This window comes from Desulfovibrio fairfieldensis (genome assembly GCF_001553605.1).
Lineage (GTDB): Bacteria > Desulfobacterota > Desulfovibrionia > Desulfovibrionales > Desulfovibrionaceae > Desulfovibrio > Desulfovibrio fairfieldensis.
Genome location: NZ_CP014229.1, coordinates 3512695 through 3528708, shown reverse-complemented (window position 1 = coordinate 3528708; position 16014 = coordinate 3512695). Strand labels below are relative to the sequence as shown.

Genomic DNA, 16014 nt, shown 5'->3' with positions numbered 1-16014 from the left:
TGATTTTTGAAATCAGACACCAGCGACAGCACGGGGAACTCCCGCGCCGGAAAAGGACCGGGGAACCGGGCCCGCCCTTATTTAATGAGCATGGCGTCCCCGTAGGAAAAAAAGCGGTAGCCCCTGGTCACGGCTTCGGCATAGGCCGCCAGCATACGCTCGCGCCCGGCAAAGGCCGAAACCAGCATGAGCAGGGAGGATTCCGGCAGATGAAAATTGGTCAGCACCGCGTCCACCACGCGGAAGTTCCTGCCGGGATAGAGAAAAATATCCGTCCAGCCCGTGTAGGGCTGCACCCGGCCGCAGAGTTCGGCCACGCCCTCCAGGGTGCGCACGCTGGTGGTGCCCACGGCCACCACGGGACGGCCCTGGGCCTTGGCCCTGGCTATGGCCGCGGCCGTGGCCTCCGGCACTTCCACATATTCGCGGTGCATGCGGTGGCTGCGGATGTCCTCGCAACGCACCGGGCTGAAGGTGCCGTAACCCACATAGAGCGTCACCTCGGCCCACTCAAAGCCCCGGTCCGCCAGTTTTTCACGCATGGCCGGGGTGAAGTGCAGACCGGCCGTGGGCGCGGCCACGGAGCCGGTTTTGTCGCTTCTGGCGTAGACGGTCTGGTAACGGCTGAGGTCTTCCTCGCCGTCGGCGCGCTTGATATAGGGGGGCAACGGGATATGCCCGGTGGCCGCGAAGCCCTTGGCCAGATCGCCCTGCCAGGCCAGGCGTACCCGGCGCTGCCCGAAGGGGCCGGATTCCAGCACGGTCACGCTGATGCCCGCGCCGAAGGCGAAGGTTTCGCCCTCGCGCACGCTGCCCCCGCAACGCACCAGGCCCTCGGCCTCGGCGCTGAAGGCCTCCGCGCCGCCGGTCCCGCCAAGGCGCTTGTCGGGCCGGGCACGTTCCATAACCAGGGGCAGAGGCGTGAGCAGCAGAAATTCCACCTTGCCGCCCGTGCCGCGCGAACCCAGCAGGCGGGCCTGCAAGACGCGCGAATTGTTGGCGATGATCAGCGCATTCTCCGGCAGGCAGTCGGGCAGATCGCCGAACATGCCGTGGCGCAGCTCAGGGCGGGGATCGGAAGCGCCCTTGCGCGGCAGGACCAGCAAACGGGACGCGCCCCGCTCTTCCGGGGGAAACTGGGCGATCTGCTCCGACGGCAGATCAAAACGGTAACTGCTCAGAGAAAAATCCGCTTCGTCGGGAATCATGGCTGTGGCGGGCCTCATTGCTGCGCCCGCCCCGTCGCCGGACTTGTCAGGGCGCGGCGGAGAGGCTAGGCTGTGTTCCTGAATCCGGACGACCTGTCATGTCCGGGGGAAGGAGTATAGCCATGCGACGCACGCTTGTCACCCTCGCTCTGGGGCTGGTCCTCGCCGCCGTTCAGGGCTGCGCCTCCATGGGCGTCGGCAATCCCTTTTCCAACGACCCGCTCACCGGCGGCGCGGACGTTACATCCAGCCAGTTGCTGAACGTACCCCTGCCCTCCGGCATGCAGCGCTATGCCTCACACGGCTATATGAACTACGGCGCGGACGGGGAGCGCGAGGGCCTGGAAACCCTGCGCGGCAATGTGGACGCCTCGCAGGCAGCCCAGAGCATGTTCACGGCCCTGCAAAGCCAGGGCTGGCAGCTGCGGCTCTCCCAGCGCAAGGGAGACCGCTCCCTCTATGTTTATGACAAGGGCAACAGCCTGGCGGTGCTGGCCTTCCGCCGTCAGACCGTGCTGACCATCCTGGAGATCTGGGTGGGCAGCCGCCTGCCTGACGGCTCGGCCCTCAGCCTGCCCGGCGGCTCGGACAGCGGCGCGGAACTGTCCGGCGAGGAATACGCGCCCCTGGGCAACGAGTCAGGCCAAAGCACGCCCACGCCGCCGCCCGTTCCCGGCACCACGGAGCAGTGGGGCGCGGGAGCTCCCGCCGGTTCCGGCGATGCCGTCGGCGCGGGCACGTCCGGCGGCCTGCAGGAGCGCACGCTGTGAGCCCGACCCCGGCCGCATCCCTTGCCACGCCTTTTGACCGGAGCACGCGCTTTGCCCATAAGCGCCTGCATCTGGGGGTCTGCGGTTCGGTGGCCTGCTACCGGGCCACGGAGCTGCTGCGGGCCTGGTTCAGACTGGGCATCCATGTTTCGGTCACGCTCACGGACGGGGCCCGGCGTTTCGTCACCCCCCTGCTCTTCGAATCCTTGGGCGCAATGCCGGTCTACGGCGGCATGTTCGAAGCCGGTCAGGATATTTTCTCCCATCTGGAGCCGGGACAGTGCGCCGAGGCCATGGTCGTGGCCCCGGCCTCGGCCGACGCCCTGGCGCGCCTGGCCCACGGCGCGGCCTCGGACATGCTGGCGGCCCAGGCTCTGGCCTTTGACGGCCCGCTGGTCCTGGCACCGGCCATGAACCCGCGCATGTGGTCCCATCCGGCCACCCGGGCCAACGCGGCTCTGCTGGAGCAGCGCGGCGCGCGTTTCGTGGGGCCGGACAACGGCGGCACGGCCTGCGGCGACGACGGCCAAGGGCGTCTGGCCGCCCTGCCGGAAATTTTTCTGGCCGGACTGCAAGCCCTGTCCCCTCAGGATATGGCCGGTCTGCGGGTCATGGTCACGCTGGGCCCCACGCGCGAAGCCTGGGACGGCGTGCGCTTCTGGTCCAATCCCTCCAGCGGCCTGATGGGCTCGGCCCTGGCCGTGTGCGCCTGGCTGCGCGGAGCCGAAGTGACGGCAATCTGCGGGCCGGGAGTGAGCGCCTTTCTGCCGCGAGGCGTGCAACGGCACGACGTGACGAACGCGCACGGGATGTACGAGGCCGCGCGCGGGCTCTGGCCGGATATGGACATGGGCATGTTCACGGCGGCGGTGGCCGATTTTTCACCCGCGCCCCTTGGGGAACGCAAATTCAAAAAATCCGAGGCGCCTGACGGCTTCAGCCTGGATTTCAGGCCCAACCCGGATATTCTGCACAACCTGGCCGCCGTGCGCCGGCCCGGCCAGAAGGTGCTGGGTTTCGCTGCGGAGACCGCGCCGGACATGGACGCCCTGTTGCCCCTGGCGCGCGCCAAACTGGCCCGCAAAAAAGCCGACCTGCTGGCGGCCAATCGCGTCAACGCCGTGGGCAGCGGCTTCGGCACACCCACCAACAGCGTGGCCGTGGCGGACGCGCGCGGGCGCGAGGAAATCTGGCCCTCACAAAGCAAGGCCGATGTGGCCTGGGAGCTCTGCACATGGCTTTTGCGGATCTGAATCCGCTGGGCGCGCTTTGGCAGGGCCACGGCCTGCGCTGCCTGCTGCTGCCGGAGGACGCGCCCCCGGCCTGCTCGCTCTGCGCCGAGCCGGGACTGCGGACCGCCCCGCAACGGCGACCCGCCGCCCCGCCCTCCCGGCAAGGGCCGCATCCTGACCGCCGGGCGGTCTCCCCTGCGCCGGAACGGTCCGCCCCGCAACGGCGGGAAAGCGCCCGCGCCGCAGGGCAGGAAACAACGCCCGCCGCCGGACCCGCCGCCAACGCCCATAATGAGGAGCGTTGGCGCCCCCTGCCGCCGCACGCCTGGCCCGCGCCCTGGCGGGAGCGTCTGGCGGCCAGCCGACCCGGCCTGGTGGCCTGGACCTACTGGAATCTGGGCAGGGATCTCTGCGGCGCGCAGGACGAGCAGCGTCAGGCGCGGCGGGCTTTTCTGCAACGTCTGCTGGGCGATCTGGGGCACCCGGCGGGCACCCATACATTCTGGCCCGCCTGCCTGCCGAGGGGAGACGCGGACGACGCTCCGGACGCGGAGAACTACGCGCCCCATGCCGACGCCTTCTGGTCCGGCGTGAGCACGCTGGGCGCGCGCGGCGTGGTGGTCATGGGCTCGGCGGCGGCCAAGGCCCTGGCCCTGCCGGGCGGTCTCCGCCCCCTGCAGCAGACTCGCCATCGCGGGCATCTGATCTGGGTGCTCTGGGATGTGGAGTATCTGCTGCACGAGGAGCAGCGTTATGGGGCCATGCTGGCCTTTTTGCGGCAGGCATTGCGCCATGTAATCCGGACCTAGAGGTCCTTCCTGAAATAGATTCTTTTGGCTTCCGAAGGAAAGAGAGAGAAAAATCATGTTCATCGCCATGGGCCTGATGCTGCTGGGCATGACCCTGGGCTGGCTGCTGCGTGGCCGGACCTGGCTCGGCCTGCTGACCCGCTGCGTCTCACCGGCCATCATGCTGTTGCTCTTTTCTCTGGGCGTGGCCGTAGGCGGCAATGAGGAACTGATGAACAACCTGCCGTTGCTGGGCGGCAAGGCCCTGTTGCTGACCCTGGCGGGCGTGGCCGGGTCCCTGGCCTGCGTGGCCGTGATCCGGCGCTGGTTCCGCGATTTCCCCGCAGCCCCGGGCGCGGGCAATGCCCGGAACTCTCCTGTTGATGCCCACCCGCCGCACGGCGGCGTGTAACGGGCACCGCCCGGCAAGTTTTTCTGAACCTGAGCCGATGGCGGCGCAAACACCGCGTCAGCGGGGTTTGTCATCCGTCCATAAAGACCCGAAGGGGCTTTTTTCCGTATGTCCGGCAGTCTGCTGATTCTGGCTTTTTTCGGCGCGGGGCTGGGTCTGGCCCGGCTGGGCCTGATTCCCCGCTATTTTGTGGAGCACGACGCCACGCTCTATGTGCTCTGGCTGCTCATGGGGCTGGTGGGCCTGTCCATCGGATCAGACCGGCGGCTGGGCGAGATTCTACGCACCCTGCGCCCGCGTGTGCTGCTGCTCCCCCTGGCCACCACCGTGGGCACGTTCGCGGGCGTGGCCGCGGCCAGCCTTTTTCTGGCCTACAGCCTTGCCGACTGCCTGGCCGTGGGCGCGGGCTTCGCCTACTACTCCCTTTCCTCCATCTTCATCACCCAGTACAAGGGCGCGGAACTGGGCACCGTGGCCCTGCTCAGCAACATCCTGCGCGAAATCCTGACCCTGGTGGGCACGCCGCTGCTGGTGCGCCTGCTGGGGCCGCTGGCCCCCATTTCCTGCGGCGGGGCCTCCACCATGGACACCACCCTGCCCATCATCGCCCGCTATGCGGGCCGGGACTGGATTTTCGTCTCCATCGTGCACGCCATGATCCTGGATTTCAGCGTGCCGTTCTGGGTTATCTTCTTCTGCACGCTGTAGGCACGGCGACTTGCCAGACGCTGAAAAAGTCGTAACTCTGAATGTGGCCGCATTTTAACCCGGCGGAGGAAAGCCATGCCCAGGATGCGTTCAACCAAACAGCAATTGAAACAATATTTGCAGAGTCCGCAGTGGCGGGATCATTTGGAAGAAATCGCCGCGGGCGGCGCGTCCCATGTGGGGCCGCTTTTTTCCTTCCTGCTGCTGGGCCCGCAGACCATGCACCGGGCCGCCGTGGCCCTGGGCCTGACCACGGCCCGGCTGGCCGAGCGCGAGCCCGAGGCGGCCCGCAACATCATCCGCCGCTTCATGTGGCATATGAATGAAGAATCCGGCAACATCGGCTGGGGCATTCCCGAAGCCTTCGGAGAAAGCCTGGCCGCCAGCCCGCTCCTGGCCAAGGATTTTCATCGCGTGCTGGCTTCCTATCTCATCGACCTGGGCCGGGACGACAATTACTGCGACAACGACCTGCTGCGCCGCTCGTGTTACTGGGCCGTCGGCCGTCTGGCCCAGACCCGGCCCGAACTCTGCGCGGGCGCGCGGCCCTGGCTGCGCAAAGGGCTGGAGGACAACGACGTGATCTGCCGGGGCATGGCCGCCTGGGCTCTGGCCCAGCTGCCGCCGGACTTCATGGACACGCCCGCCCTGCGCCGCCTGGCTGACGCCGGGCATGAAGAAATCTGCGAACTTTTCGACGGCGAGCAACTCTACGAAAAAAGCGTCAGCCAACTGGCGCGCGAAGCCCTGGCCCGCGAAGTCCCGGCCGCGGCCGACCCGGACAGACCTTGATTGGTCCGGACCGGCCCTGAGCAAGCTGCCTCCGGACCGGCTTTCCGGCATTGCCCTCGGGGCTTCTTCCCATTTGATCCGCTTAAAATACCTTCAGGCCATGCAGCAAAATAATGGCGATGAGCAAAGGCGTCACCGTACGGCAGGCCAGACGCAGCAGGCGCGCCAGCCCTTGCAGCGGCAGGCTGCCGTTGTTGGTCAGGGCCGCGACGAATTGCCGTTCCGGCCAGGCGTAGCCCGCGAACAGGCTGGTCAGCAGACCGCAGACCGGCAACAGCAGGTTGGACGTGGCGAAATCATACGCGTCAAAAAACGTCAGGCCGAAGACGGTCTCCGAGGCCCAGATCCCGGTGGAGAGCGTGGGCGGAACGCCCAGGGCGGCCACGCCGAGAGTCACCAGCAGTGTGGCCCTGGGGCGGGGCAGTTTGCAGGTTTCCAGCAGCCAGGCCACGGGAATTTCCAACAGGCAGAGCATGGCCCCGATGGCGGCCACGGCCGAGAGCACAAAAAAAATCGCCGTAAAGAACTGCCCGCCCGGCATGGAGGCGAAGACCGCCGGAATGGTCAGGAAAAGCAGGCTGGTGCCCGCCGTGGGCTCGAAGCCGAAACTGAACACCGCCGGAAACACGGCCACGCCCGCCAGCAGGGAGACCAGCAGATCGCAGACCATCACCCGTAGGGCCAGGGCGGGCACGCGAGTGTCGGCCTGGAAATAACTGCCGTAGGTGATCATGCAACCGAAGCCGATGGACATCTTGAAAAAGGACAGGCCCATGGCCATCAGCACCACTTCGCCGTTGATGCGCGCGAAGTCGGGCATGAAGAGAAAGCGCAGGCCCGCACCGGCATTGGGCAGGGTCAGGCTGCGAATGCAGACCGCCACCAGCAGCAGAAAGAGCAGGGGAATGAGCACGCGCGTGACGCGTTCGATGCCCCCCGAGGCCCCGCGCATGATCACGGCCGCGATGAAACCCAGCACCAACCACTGCCAGAGCAGGCTTTCCCACGGGCTTGCCAGCAGCTCTCCGAAAATGCGGGCCGCCACCAGCGGGTCCGTGGTGGCCACGCCGCCGCTCAGGGCCTTGGGCACATAGGCGAAGACCCAGCCCGCCACATCGCTGTAAAAGGCCAGAATCAACGTGGCGGCCAGTACCGAGAGCGCGCCCGTCACCCACCAGGCCCGGCGCGGGGTCAGCAGGGTGAAGGTTCTATAGGCATTGGCGCGGGTGCGCCGCCCCATGATCATTTCCACGATCATCAGGGGCAGGGCTACCAGCATGGTGGAAAGCACGTAGATCAGCAGGAAGGACGCGCCGCCGTGCTGTCCTGTGAGGGCGGGCACCTTCCAGATATTGCCCAGGCCCACGGCCGAGCCCAGAGTGGCCGCCAGCATGCCGAGCCGGGACGCGAAAAGGTCCCGCGCTCCCCGTCCCGCCCCGCCAGCGCCTGATCCCGTTGCCGATGCCCCCATGCCTTCTCCCCCAAAACTGCCGTCAGACGGCGCGGTCGTTCACATATGGCGTTAGAGCATTTCAAACGTGAATTGCTCTACACCGCCGCGTCCAGCAGCAGATTGTCCCTGTGGATGACTTCCGGATAGTGGGCGTCGCCCAGAATGGCCGCCACTTCGTGGCGCTTGAGCCCCATGATTTTCTTAAGATCAGCCGCGCTGTAATTGGAAAGGCCCACGCCCAGGCTTTGCCCCTCGTGCAGCACGCGCACCAGGGCTCCTTTCTGGAACGCGCCTTCCACCCGGCGCACGCCGCCGGGCAGCAGGCTGCCGCCCTTGCGCAGCAAAGCCTGCGCCGCGCCCGCGTCCACGGTCACGTTGCCCGCCGGTTCCGACTGGTAGGCCAGCCAGAACTTGCGGCGCGGTATGGCGTGCCCCGCGGGGCGCACCCAAGTCCCCGGCGTTGCCGCCGGGGTTCCGCCCGCCGCCTCCAGCGCCGCCGCGTCAAAGACGCGGGCCAGCACGTCGGGCTCGCGGCCCGGCAGGATCAGGGTGGGCACGCCGATCTGGGCGGCGCGCCGGGCGGCCAGCAGTTTGGAATACATGCCGCCCGTGCCCACGGAAGTTTTGCCGCCGCAGAGTTGGCTAAGATCCAGGGCCGCCACGTCGTCGATATGGTCCATAACCGGCGCGTCGGGTTGCCGCTGGGGATTGGCGGCCAGCACGCCGGGCGACGAGGTCAGATTGATGAACAGGTCCGCGCCCGTGAGGTTGACCAGCAGGCTGGCGAGGCAATCGTTGTCGCCGAACTTGAGCTCGCTCACCGAAACCGTGTCGTTTTCATTGACAATGGGCAGCACGCGCCACTGCAGGAGTTCCGCGAAGGTGTTGCGGGCGTTGAGAAAACGCTGGCGTGCGCGCAGGTCGTCACGGGTCAGCAGCACCTGGGCCGTGGGCATGCCGTGGGCGTGAAAAGCCGCGTCCCAAGCCCGCATCAATTGTCCCTGGCCCACTGCGGCGGCGGCCTGCCGGGCAGCCAGGCCCGTGGTTTCCACCTGCCTGCCGTGCACGGCCAGAGCCGCCCGCCCGGCGGCCACGGCGCCGGAAGAAACCAGCACCAGCCGCCGCTCGCCGGACTGATTGGCCTGCTGACCTGCTTGCGAGCCGGGTGGGCGGCGCAGCCCGGCCAGTTGCCCGGCCAGGCTGTCCAGCACGGCGGCGCTGAGCCCCATAGCGTCGGTCAGCACGGCGCTGCCGACCTTGACCACCACCACACGGGCCTGCGCCAGCACCCGGGCCCGTTCCTGCCGCCAGTCCTCCGGCCTTTCCATCACCGCCTCCGCTGCAATTGCCCGCACAACGCGGCCGCTTCCGCCCCGTCCGTCTTTTCCGCCGGACAGGCCGTCAAAACAGCCTCACTCGCGCGTGTAGATCACTTCAATGTCCGGGAATTCCTCGCCCGCTTCCGCCTCTTCCTGCTCGTAGCGCAACAGGGGCTCGTGGCGGGCCAGCTCGTCGCGCAACCGCCAGAGTTCGGCCACCAGCGGTTCCAGGGCCTGCTCCTCGCGGGCGGAAATGAAGAAAATCTTCCGGCCGTCGGCTTCGGCGCGGGCTTTCAGCGTCTCCAGGCGTTCCTCGTCCACCAGGTCTATTTTATTGACCACTTCAATCTGCCTCCGCTCGGCCAGTTCCGGATCGAAACGCCGCAACTCCTCATTGACCAGTTCAAACCCGGCCCAGGGGTCCACGTCATCCACATCCTCAATGCTCAACATATGCACAAGAAAGCGGGTGCGCTCCACATGCTTCAAAAAGCGGTGCCCCAGCCCCTGTCCGGCGTGCGCGCCCTCAATAAGGCCGGGGATGTCGGCAATGACCATGCGCTTGTCCGGATCCACCTCGTCGATCATCACGCCCAGATTGGGCGTCAGGGTGGTGAAGGGATAGGCCGCGATCTTGGGACGGGCCGCCGAAACCCGCGAAATGAACGTGGACTTGCCCGCATTCGGCAAACCGATCAGCCCGGCGTCGGCCAGGATTTTCAGCTCCAGCCGCAGGTTCAGCTCCTCGCCGGGTTCGCCGGGTTGGGCAAAACGCGGCGCGCGCATGGTGGCGGACTTGAAATGCTCGTTGCCTTTGCCGCCGCGCCCCCCGCGCGCCGCCAGCGCAAGGCTGTCCGGCTCGCTGAGGTCGGCCAGCAGGCGCTCGCCTTCCGGCCCTTCGGCAAAAACCAGGGTGCCCACGGGCAGGCCCAGCACCAGATCCGTCCCCTTTTTGCCGTCGCATTGGCTGCCTTGGCCGGGCTGGCCGTTCTGGGCCTCATACAAGCGCTTCAGACGGAAATCATAGAGGGAAAGCAGACGGTTGTCGGCCCGCAGATAGACGGAACCGCCCTCCCCGCCGTTGCCGCCGTCCGGGCCGCCGCGCGGCACAAACTTCTCGCGCCGGAAGGACACGCAGCCGTGGCCGCCCTTGCCCGCCCGGACCTGAATTTTCGCTTCATCCACAAATCTCATACTATTTTGCCTCTGACCGGGGCATCACGGCCCCGGATTTATGTTATTCAAACGAGATAGGCAACACTTGCAATGCCCGTTTACGGCGAGCAAAGCCCGCCGCGAGCGGCAGCCGTTGGCGGCTGTGCCGCCTTCGGATGACGACGGCAAAGATCGGCATAAGCGCAAGTTATTTGCGCTGTTGCACACCGAAGACCAACCCGAAGGGCGGCCCGCAGGGCCGTGACCGTAGGCGAGCAATGCGAGCCGTACGGACATCGAGAGCAGAGCGAGCGTCGCCGGAACTTTGAGAATGCCGATTCTCAAAGGTGATCTGCTCTAGTATGCCTGGAAAAAAGACAAAAGGGAAGGAACCGCCCCTGGGGGCGGCTCCTTCCCTTTGAAATTTTCACGCGAAGGCGCTTTATTGAGCGGGCGCTTCCACATGCACGCGCGTCAACACGCGGCGTTTACGGACATATTTTTCAAAGCGCACTACGCCCTCCACCTTGGCGAACAGGGTAAAATCCCTGCCCATGCCCACATTGGCGCCGGGATACACAACGGTGCCCAGCTGACGCACCAGAATATTGCCCGCCAGCACGTGCTGACCGCCGAAACGCTTGACGCCGCGGCGTTGACCCGCGCTGTCGCGACCGTTGCGCGAAGAGCCGCCTGCTTTTTTATGAGCCATGATAGCCTCCTGAACGCTGAATCATCGAAACGCCTTGCCGATCCGCTCCGACTCCGGCCCGCAACCCGAAGGATCGCTTCCGGAAACCAGCCGAAAAACGGACGGCCCGCTTCGAAAGACCAGCCTAGCTGTTGATGCTTTTGACGCGAATGGTGGTGCAGTCCTGGCGGTGACCGCGCAGCGTTTTGGAATCCTTACGCCGCCTGCGTTTGAACACCATGACCTTGGGGCCGCGCCCCTGTTCCACCACTTCCGCCGTCACGGCGGCGCCGGCCAGGTACGGAGCGCCCACCTTGCAGTCCACGCCGCCGACCATCAGCACCTTATCCAAGGTAACATCGCTGCCGGCCTGGGCCGCGAGCTTTTCCACAACAATCTTGGAACCTTCTTCGACGCGGTACTGTTTTCCGCCGGTCTCGATAATCGCGTACATGATCAACCTCCAAAAAGAGAAAGGCATATTTGCCCGATGGAGCGAAAAATGTCAAGGCCCGGACCCCAATCTTTTTCATCCGGCCTTTTCTCCCGGCCGGGATGCCGGGCAAATCCGGCGGCATGGCTTGGCAAAACCGCCCCGGCGCTGCTACCGTGCCGCCATGAGCGAAATTCTCACCCTGACAGTGGACAGCCTGGCCCACGACGGACGCGGCATCGCCCGTCTGCCGGAGACAGGCCAGAACAGCGAAACCCGTGGAAGCGGCACGGCCGTCTTTGTGAGCGGCGCGCTGCCGGGGCAGATTGTCCGCGCGCGGATCGTCAGGCGCAAGGCCCGCCTTGTGGAGGCCGACCTGCTGGACGTGCTGCGCCCGGCCCCGGACGCCGTGCCGGCGCTCTGCCCGCACCAGCATATCTGCGGCGGCTGCCCTCTGCAGATCATGCCTTACCCGGCGCAGCTGCGCTGGAAGGAAGATTTGGCCCTGGCGGCCCTGACCCGCATCGGGCATCTGGACCGGGGCATGCTCGCAGCGGTTTTGGAGCCTCCGCACCCTTCCCCGGAGCAGGCGGCGTTCCGCAACAAGATGGAATTCGCCTTTGGCCGGGACGCGGGCGGCAATCTGATTCTAGGGCAGCGCCGCCGGGGCGGCGCCGGAGTCATCGCGGTGCCGGGCTGTGTGCTGCTGCCCGCCGGGGCCCAGGACATTCTGGCCGCTGCCCGTCGCTCGGCGGAACAGAGCGGCCTCGCCCCCTATGCCGCTCCGCCCGCACGGCGCGGCCCTGGCCGGGACAAAAAGACCCATGCAGCCGGATCGCACGGCTTCTGGCGCTTCCTGGTTCTGCGCAGCGGCAGACGGGAAGACGACCCCGCGCCACGCTGGTGGGCCCTGTGCGTAACCAGTCCCGGCGGTGCGGACGGACGGGCCGCCGCGCGCGCTCTGGGCGAAGAGCTGCTGGGCGGCTTTCCGGACCTGGCCGCCTTTGTCCATGAGGAACGGCAAAGCCCCGATGCCCTGGCCGCCGGTGAGCGGCGCGTGCTCTGCCTTAACGGGAGAGGCGGGGAAGATCCGCAAGCCGCCCTGCTCCACCTGCCGCTGGGCGATTGCCTGTTCGCCCTGGACGCGGCTTCTTTCTTTCAGGTCAACACCAGAGCCGCGCAGAATCTGGCCCGCCTGGCTCAGGACATGCTCCGGCAGACGCGCGGCGGCGCGGAAAACGGCGCATCCCTGCTGGACCTTTACTGCGGCGTGGGCGCGCCGGGGCAACTGCTGGCTCCTGACTACGATCGGCTTCTGGGCCTGGAATGCGACAAACGCGCCGTGGCTCTGGCCCGGCGCAACGCGGAACGCGGCGGACTGACCCGGTGCCGCTACGAAGCGGGCGATGCGGCGGCCCTGCTGGACCGGCTGCGGCGTGAGCGGCGCGGTCCCGGCTGGGACACGGTACTGGCCGACCCGCCGCGCGCCGGTCTCGCCCCTCGGGTTCTGGACGGCCTGCTGGCGCTGCGGCCCCAAACTATCCTCTATATATCCTGCAACCCGGCCACCCTGGCCAGGGACGCGGACGGCCTCCAGGCGCGCTACAGCCTGGAACGGCTGGCGGCCGTGGATCTTTTTCCGCATACGCCGCACCTGGAATGCCTCAGCCTCTGGCGGCTTAAGTCCTGAAAAGGTCAAAAACAACCCCGGCAGGCCCGCGCTTGCGGCGAAAATATGCGCAGATGCCGAATGTTTCGGCGCAAAGCCGTTGACGCGCCGGGGAGGCTGTGATAATTTACACAGCGTTAGGGCAAAATCATAGCAAACATAGGATTTGCCGGGTGACAGCGGGAACTGACGCCCACACCTGAGAGGGCGGCTTTTCCACCAGGGTTCCAAAGCGCGGATGTAAAAGATGTGCGCGCCGCTGACACAACGCGGAGGCGGCCCATGTCGTTCAAGGATATTCTCAAACAACAGCAGAGCGGCATGGAAGCCCTGGCAACCACCGGGGTCATCGGCCTGCATCTGGTCAGCGGGCCGCTGGTGGGCTTCGCCATAGGTTACGGCCTGGATTACTGGCTGGATACCAGCCCCTGGTGCAAATTGTTTTTCCTGCTGCTGGGCATTGCCGCCGGTTTTTTGAATGTCTACCGGGACACGCAGCATCTGTTGAAAAAAATGGCGGCTGAAGACGCCCGCCGCAAGGGCTTCAGCCCGACGTCCGGCATGCCGACGCGGCAGACCGGCACCGGGGCGGGCGCAACGCAGGGAACCAGAGAGACAAATGACCGCGCAGACGCTGAAAACCATGACGCACAGCCTTGACGCCTGGCTCTGGCGGCGGGGCATCGGGCACCCGGTCATCCGGCCGCTGGTGCGCAACGAGCTGCTGCTGACGGCCCTGTTTCTGCTGGGCGGCGGCGCGGCTTTCAGCGCGACGCCCTGGTTTTTCTGGTTCGGCGTGGGATTGGGCATTATGACCCTGACGTTCTGGAGCTTGGCGCGCTTTTTCCTGCGCGCGGGCCTGGGCGAATACAGCACCGCGTTTTTACGCGTGGTATTGTTGCGCTGGGGCGGCAGGCTGCTGCTGCTGGGCGGGCTGCTCTACTGGGCCCTGATAGTCTGCAAAGCGCCGGTAACGGCCATTCTGGGCGGCCTGACCGCCGGGGCGGCCACGGCCCTGATAACCTTTGCCGTGGCTTCGCGTAACGCACGGCGTTGAGACAGCGGGCGGCGGAGCCGCCGGACGGAACACTTCATTGGGGGAAAGGCCTCGGGCATTCGCGCCGCGCGGCCTTTGAAAACACGGTTCAGCTTGTATCCACACAGGAGGCTGGCTCATGGCAGGTGGTTTGCCGCATCCGGTATTGCTTTCCACATTTATGGGCATGGACGAGATCACCATCGGCGGACAGGTGATTGAATTCAAACACGTCTTTTATTCCTGGGTCTGCATGGCCATCCTCTTCACGGTGGCCTTGATCATGCGCCGGCGGCTGACGCTTGTGCCGGGGGGCCTGCAAAACTTCTTCGAAGCGCTCGTCGATACTATTGAACGCTTTGTCTGTTCCACCATGGGTGAGGTGGGGCGCAAATACGTGCCCCTGCTGGCCGGTATGTTCATCTACATTTTCGGCATGAACCTCATGGGCCTGATCCCCGGTTTCGACGCGCCCACGGCCAACCTGAACACCACAGTCTGCATGGCGCTCTTCGTGCTCGTCTACTACAACGCCGTGGGCCTGATGCGCTGGAAAAGCCATTACATCAATCAGTTCACCGGCCCGTCCAAATTCCTCATTCCGCTGATGTTCCCGCTGGAAGTGGTTTCGCACCTCTCGCGCCCGGTTTCTCTCTCCCTCCGTCTTTTCGGCAACATCCGGGGTGAGGAAATCGTCATGATTCTCTTCTTTGTCATGGCGCCCCTGCTGGGCACCCTGCCCATCTACGCCCTCTTCCTTCTGGGCAAGACCATGCAGGCTTTCGTGTTCTTCATGCTGACCATGTTCTACATCAAGGGCGCTCTGGAAGGGCCTGAGCACTAAACCGACACGCCGAGATCTCCCTCGCGGTCCGGAATCCGGGCCGCGGGCGGAGCCGCCGCCGGAACCGCCGCCGGAACCGCCTGAGCATGCGGTCCGGATTCCGGAATGAAACTGCTCGCATCATTTGGGGGAATGGTCGTACGCGACCCAACTATAAACCAGTGTAAGGAGTGCTCTCATGCGTAAATTTCTGATGATCGCCCTGAACACCGTGGCGCTGCTGGGCTTGGCCAGCATGGCTTTTGCCGCCAACCAGCTCGACTCCGCCGCTCTGGGCTACACCTGCCTGGCCGCTGCCCTCGGCATCGGCATCGCCGCTTTCGGTTGCGGCATCGGCATGGGCCTGGGCCTCAAGGGCGCCTGCGAAGGCGTTGCCCGCAACCCCGACGTGAGCGGCAAGATCACCGGTACCATGATTCTGGCCTTCGCCTTCATCGAATCTCTGGCCATTTACGCTCTGGTCATCAGCTTCATCCTGCTCTACGCCAACCCTTACGCGTAGTTCGCGTTCGATCGCACAAAAAAAGGGAGGCCAAGGCCTCCCTTTTTTTGTGCGCGCGGATCTCGCCGGATTTCGGCACGGTTACACCCGGACGCGCAGCCGCGTCCGTCACGACAGGCCTTCATCCTTTACTGCGGACCGCGCCCGGCGCCGACAGGCTCTACTTGTTTCGTCCCTCCCGGACACGCAACTCCGCGTAACGGCGGACAAAACAAACAGGCAAACGGTCAGCGCGCCCCCAGCCGGACCTGCGCGGCAGCCCTCTTGCGCAATGCTCCGTTTTCAAGTATCCTGAATAATACTTTATTTCACAAGTCAACATTAACGGATTTGCTCCGAGCTATAAGGCACCGCACATGGTCACTCAACCCAAAAGCAAACACATTCCCCGCGCCACCATCCAGCGTCTTGCCACCTACGTGCAGGTGCTTGAAAATTTCGCCCGCGACGATGTGGAAGTCATTTCCTCCAACCCCCTGGCCGAAGCCTGCGGCGTCAACGGCTCGCAGGTGCGCAAGGATCTGGCCTATTTCGGGGAATTCGGCATCCGGGGAGTGGGCTACCATGTAACCTCGCTCATCGCGGCCATTACCTCGGCACTGGGCGTGGACCGCGAATGGCGCATGGCCCTGATCGGCGTGGGCAACCTGGGCAAGGCCATTCTGAACCACGGGGAATTCCGCGCGCGCGGCTTCAACATCGTGGGCATCTTTGACTGCGATCCCTTCAAGATCGGCGAAATCGTGCACGGCTTGGAAGTGCATTGCACCAAGGATCTCAAGGGCATGGTGGCGGAGCTGAACATTGAAATCGGCATCATCACCACCCCGCCGGAACGCGCTCAGCGCGCGGCCCAGCACCTGATGGACGCGGGCCTGATCTCCATTCTCAACTTCGCGCCCGCGCGGATCAAAGTGCCGGAACGCGTTCACGTGGAATACGTGGACTTTTTCCACCACCTCTACGCCCTGGCCTTCAATCATACCCAGGCCCGTTATTGAA

18 protein-coding genes are annotated in these 16014 nt (G+C 65.5%); 12 read left to right on the top strand and 6 right to left on the bottom strand.

The annotated features are described in order from the left end of the window. Positions 1–77: 77 nt before the first annotated feature. Positions 78–1208 (bottom strand): tRNA preQ1(34) S-adenosylmethionine ribosyltransferase-isomerase QueA, encoded by a 1131-nt coding sequence (gene queA / locus AXF13_RS14920; RefSeq protein WP_062254948.1) that lies wholly within the window; start codon positions 1206–1208, stop codon positions 78–80. A 122-nt stretch (positions 1209–1330) separates the two neighbouring features. Between queA and AXF13_RS14915 the strand changes: the two genes are divergently transcribed. From AXF13_RS14915 to AXF13_RS14890, 6 genes are all read left to right on the top strand, one after another. Continuing rightward, positions 1331–1978: a hypothetical protein gene (locus AXF13_RS14915; protein WP_062254410.1), complete on the top strand. Its 648-nt coding sequence runs from the start codon at positions 1331–1333 to the stop codon at positions 1976–1978. Beyond that, positions 1975–3231 carry a bifunctional phosphopantothenoylcysteine decarboxylase/phosphopantothenate--cysteine ligase CoaBC gene (coaBC, locus tag AXF13_RS14910; protein WP_150116194.1) on the top strand — a complete coding sequence of 419 codons (1257 nt, stop codon included), beginning with the start codon at positions 1975–1977 and terminating at the stop codon, positions 3229–3231. The genes AXF13_RS14915 and coaBC overlap by 4 nt, the downstream gene beginning before the upstream one ends. Continuing rightward, on the top strand, positions 3213–4019 hold the full coding sequence (locus AXF13_RS14905) for a hypothetical protein (RefSeq protein ID WP_062254407.1): 807 nt from the start codon (positions 3213–3215) through the stop codon (positions 4017–4019). The genes coaBC and AXF13_RS14905 overlap by 19 nt, the downstream gene beginning before the upstream one ends. A gap of 55 nt (positions 4020–4074) precedes the next feature. After that, on the top strand, positions 4075–4410 hold the full coding sequence (locus AXF13_RS14900) for a LysO family transporter (protein ID WP_062254405.1): 336 nt from the start codon (positions 4075–4077) through the stop codon (positions 4408–4410). A 108-nt stretch (positions 4411–4518) separates the two neighbouring features. Further along, positions 4519–5118 carry a LysO family transporter gene (locus AXF13_RS14895; protein WP_008682496.1) on the top strand — a complete coding sequence of 200 codons (600 nt, stop codon included), beginning with the start codon at positions 4519–4521 and terminating at the stop codon, positions 5116–5118. Positions 5119–5193: 75 nt separating this feature from the next. Next, positions 5194–5910 (top strand): DVU0298 family protein, encoded by a 717-nt coding sequence (locus AXF13_RS14890; protein WP_062254404.1) that lies wholly within the window; start codon positions 5194–5196, stop codon positions 5908–5910. 82 nt (positions 5911–5992) lie between these two features. Here the strand turns inward: AXF13_RS14890 and AXF13_RS14885 are convergent, their stop codons facing one another. The 5 genes from AXF13_RS14885 to rplU all read right to left on the bottom strand — a co-directional run bounded on the left by AXF13_RS14885 (position 5993) and on the right by rplU (position 10982). Next, positions 5993–7381, bottom strand: a complete 1389-nt coding sequence (locus AXF13_RS14885; RefSeq protein ID WP_062254402.1) for a sodium-dependent transporter — start codon at positions 7379–7381, stop codon at positions 5993–5995. Between the two features lie 77 nt (positions 7382–7458). After that, positions 7459–8691: a glutamate 5-kinase gene (gene proB, locus AXF13_RS14880; RefSeq protein WP_062254400.1), complete on the bottom strand. Its 1233-nt coding sequence runs from the start codon at positions 8689–8691 to the stop codon at positions 7459–7461. An 84-nt stretch (positions 8692–8775) separates the two neighbouring features. Then, positions 8776–9876: a GTPase ObgE gene (obgE, locus tag AXF13_RS14875; protein ID WP_062254398.1), complete on the bottom strand. Its 1101-nt coding sequence runs from the start codon at positions 9874–9876 to the stop codon at positions 8776–8778. Positions 9877–10279: 403 nt separating this feature from the next. Beyond that, positions 10280–10549, bottom strand: a complete 270-nt coding sequence (rpmA, locus tag AXF13_RS14870) for a 50S ribosomal protein L27 (protein WP_008682509.1) — start codon at positions 10547–10549, stop codon at positions 10280–10282. Between the two features lie 124 nt (positions 10550–10673). Next, positions 10674–10982 carry a 50S ribosomal protein L21 gene (gene rplU, locus AXF13_RS14865; RefSeq protein ID WP_062254396.1) on the bottom strand — a complete coding sequence of 103 codons (309 nt, stop codon included), beginning with the start codon at positions 10980–10982 and terminating at the stop codon, positions 10674–10676. Between the two features lie 127 nt (positions 10983–11109). Between rplU and AXF13_RS14860 the strand changes: the two genes are divergently transcribed. From AXF13_RS14860 to AXF13_RS14835, 6 genes are all read left to right on the top strand, one after another. Then, on the top strand, positions 11110–12651 hold the full coding sequence (locus AXF13_RS14860; RefSeq protein ID WP_150116193.1) for a class I SAM-dependent RNA methyltransferase: 1542 nt from the start codon (positions 11110–11112) through the stop codon (positions 12649–12651). A gap of 261 nt (positions 12652–12912) precedes the next feature. Then, a complete protein-coding gene (locus tag AXF13_RS14855; RefSeq protein ID WP_062254393.1) occupies positions 12913–13290 on the top strand; it encodes an AtpZ/AtpI family protein in 378 nt (125 codons plus the stop codon). After that, on the top strand, positions 13250–13687 hold the full coding sequence (locus AXF13_RS14850) for a hypothetical protein (protein WP_008682517.1): 438 nt from the start codon (positions 13250–13252) through the stop codon (positions 13685–13687). Before AXF13_RS14855 ends, AXF13_RS14850 begins: the two co-directional genes overlap by 41 nt. A 118-nt stretch (positions 13688–13805) precedes the next feature. Further along, positions 13806–14510 (top strand): F0F1 ATP synthase subunit A, encoded by a 705-nt coding sequence (atpB, locus tag AXF13_RS14845; protein WP_008682518.1) that lies wholly within the window; start codon positions 13806–13808, stop codon positions 14508–14510. Between the two features lie 178 nt (positions 14511–14688). Beyond that, a complete protein-coding gene (gene atpE / locus AXF13_RS14840) occupies positions 14689–15012 on the top strand; it encodes an ATP synthase F0 subunit C (RefSeq protein ID WP_008682519.1) in 324 nt (107 codons plus the stop codon). A 356-nt stretch (positions 15013–15368) separates the two neighbouring features. Beyond that, positions 15369–16013 carry a redox-sensing transcriptional repressor Rex gene (locus AXF13_RS14835; RefSeq protein WP_008682521.1) on the top strand — a complete coding sequence of 215 codons (645 nt, stop codon included), beginning with the start codon at positions 15369–15371 and terminating at the stop codon, positions 16011–16013. The last annotated feature ends 1 nt before the right edge of the window (position 16014 follow it).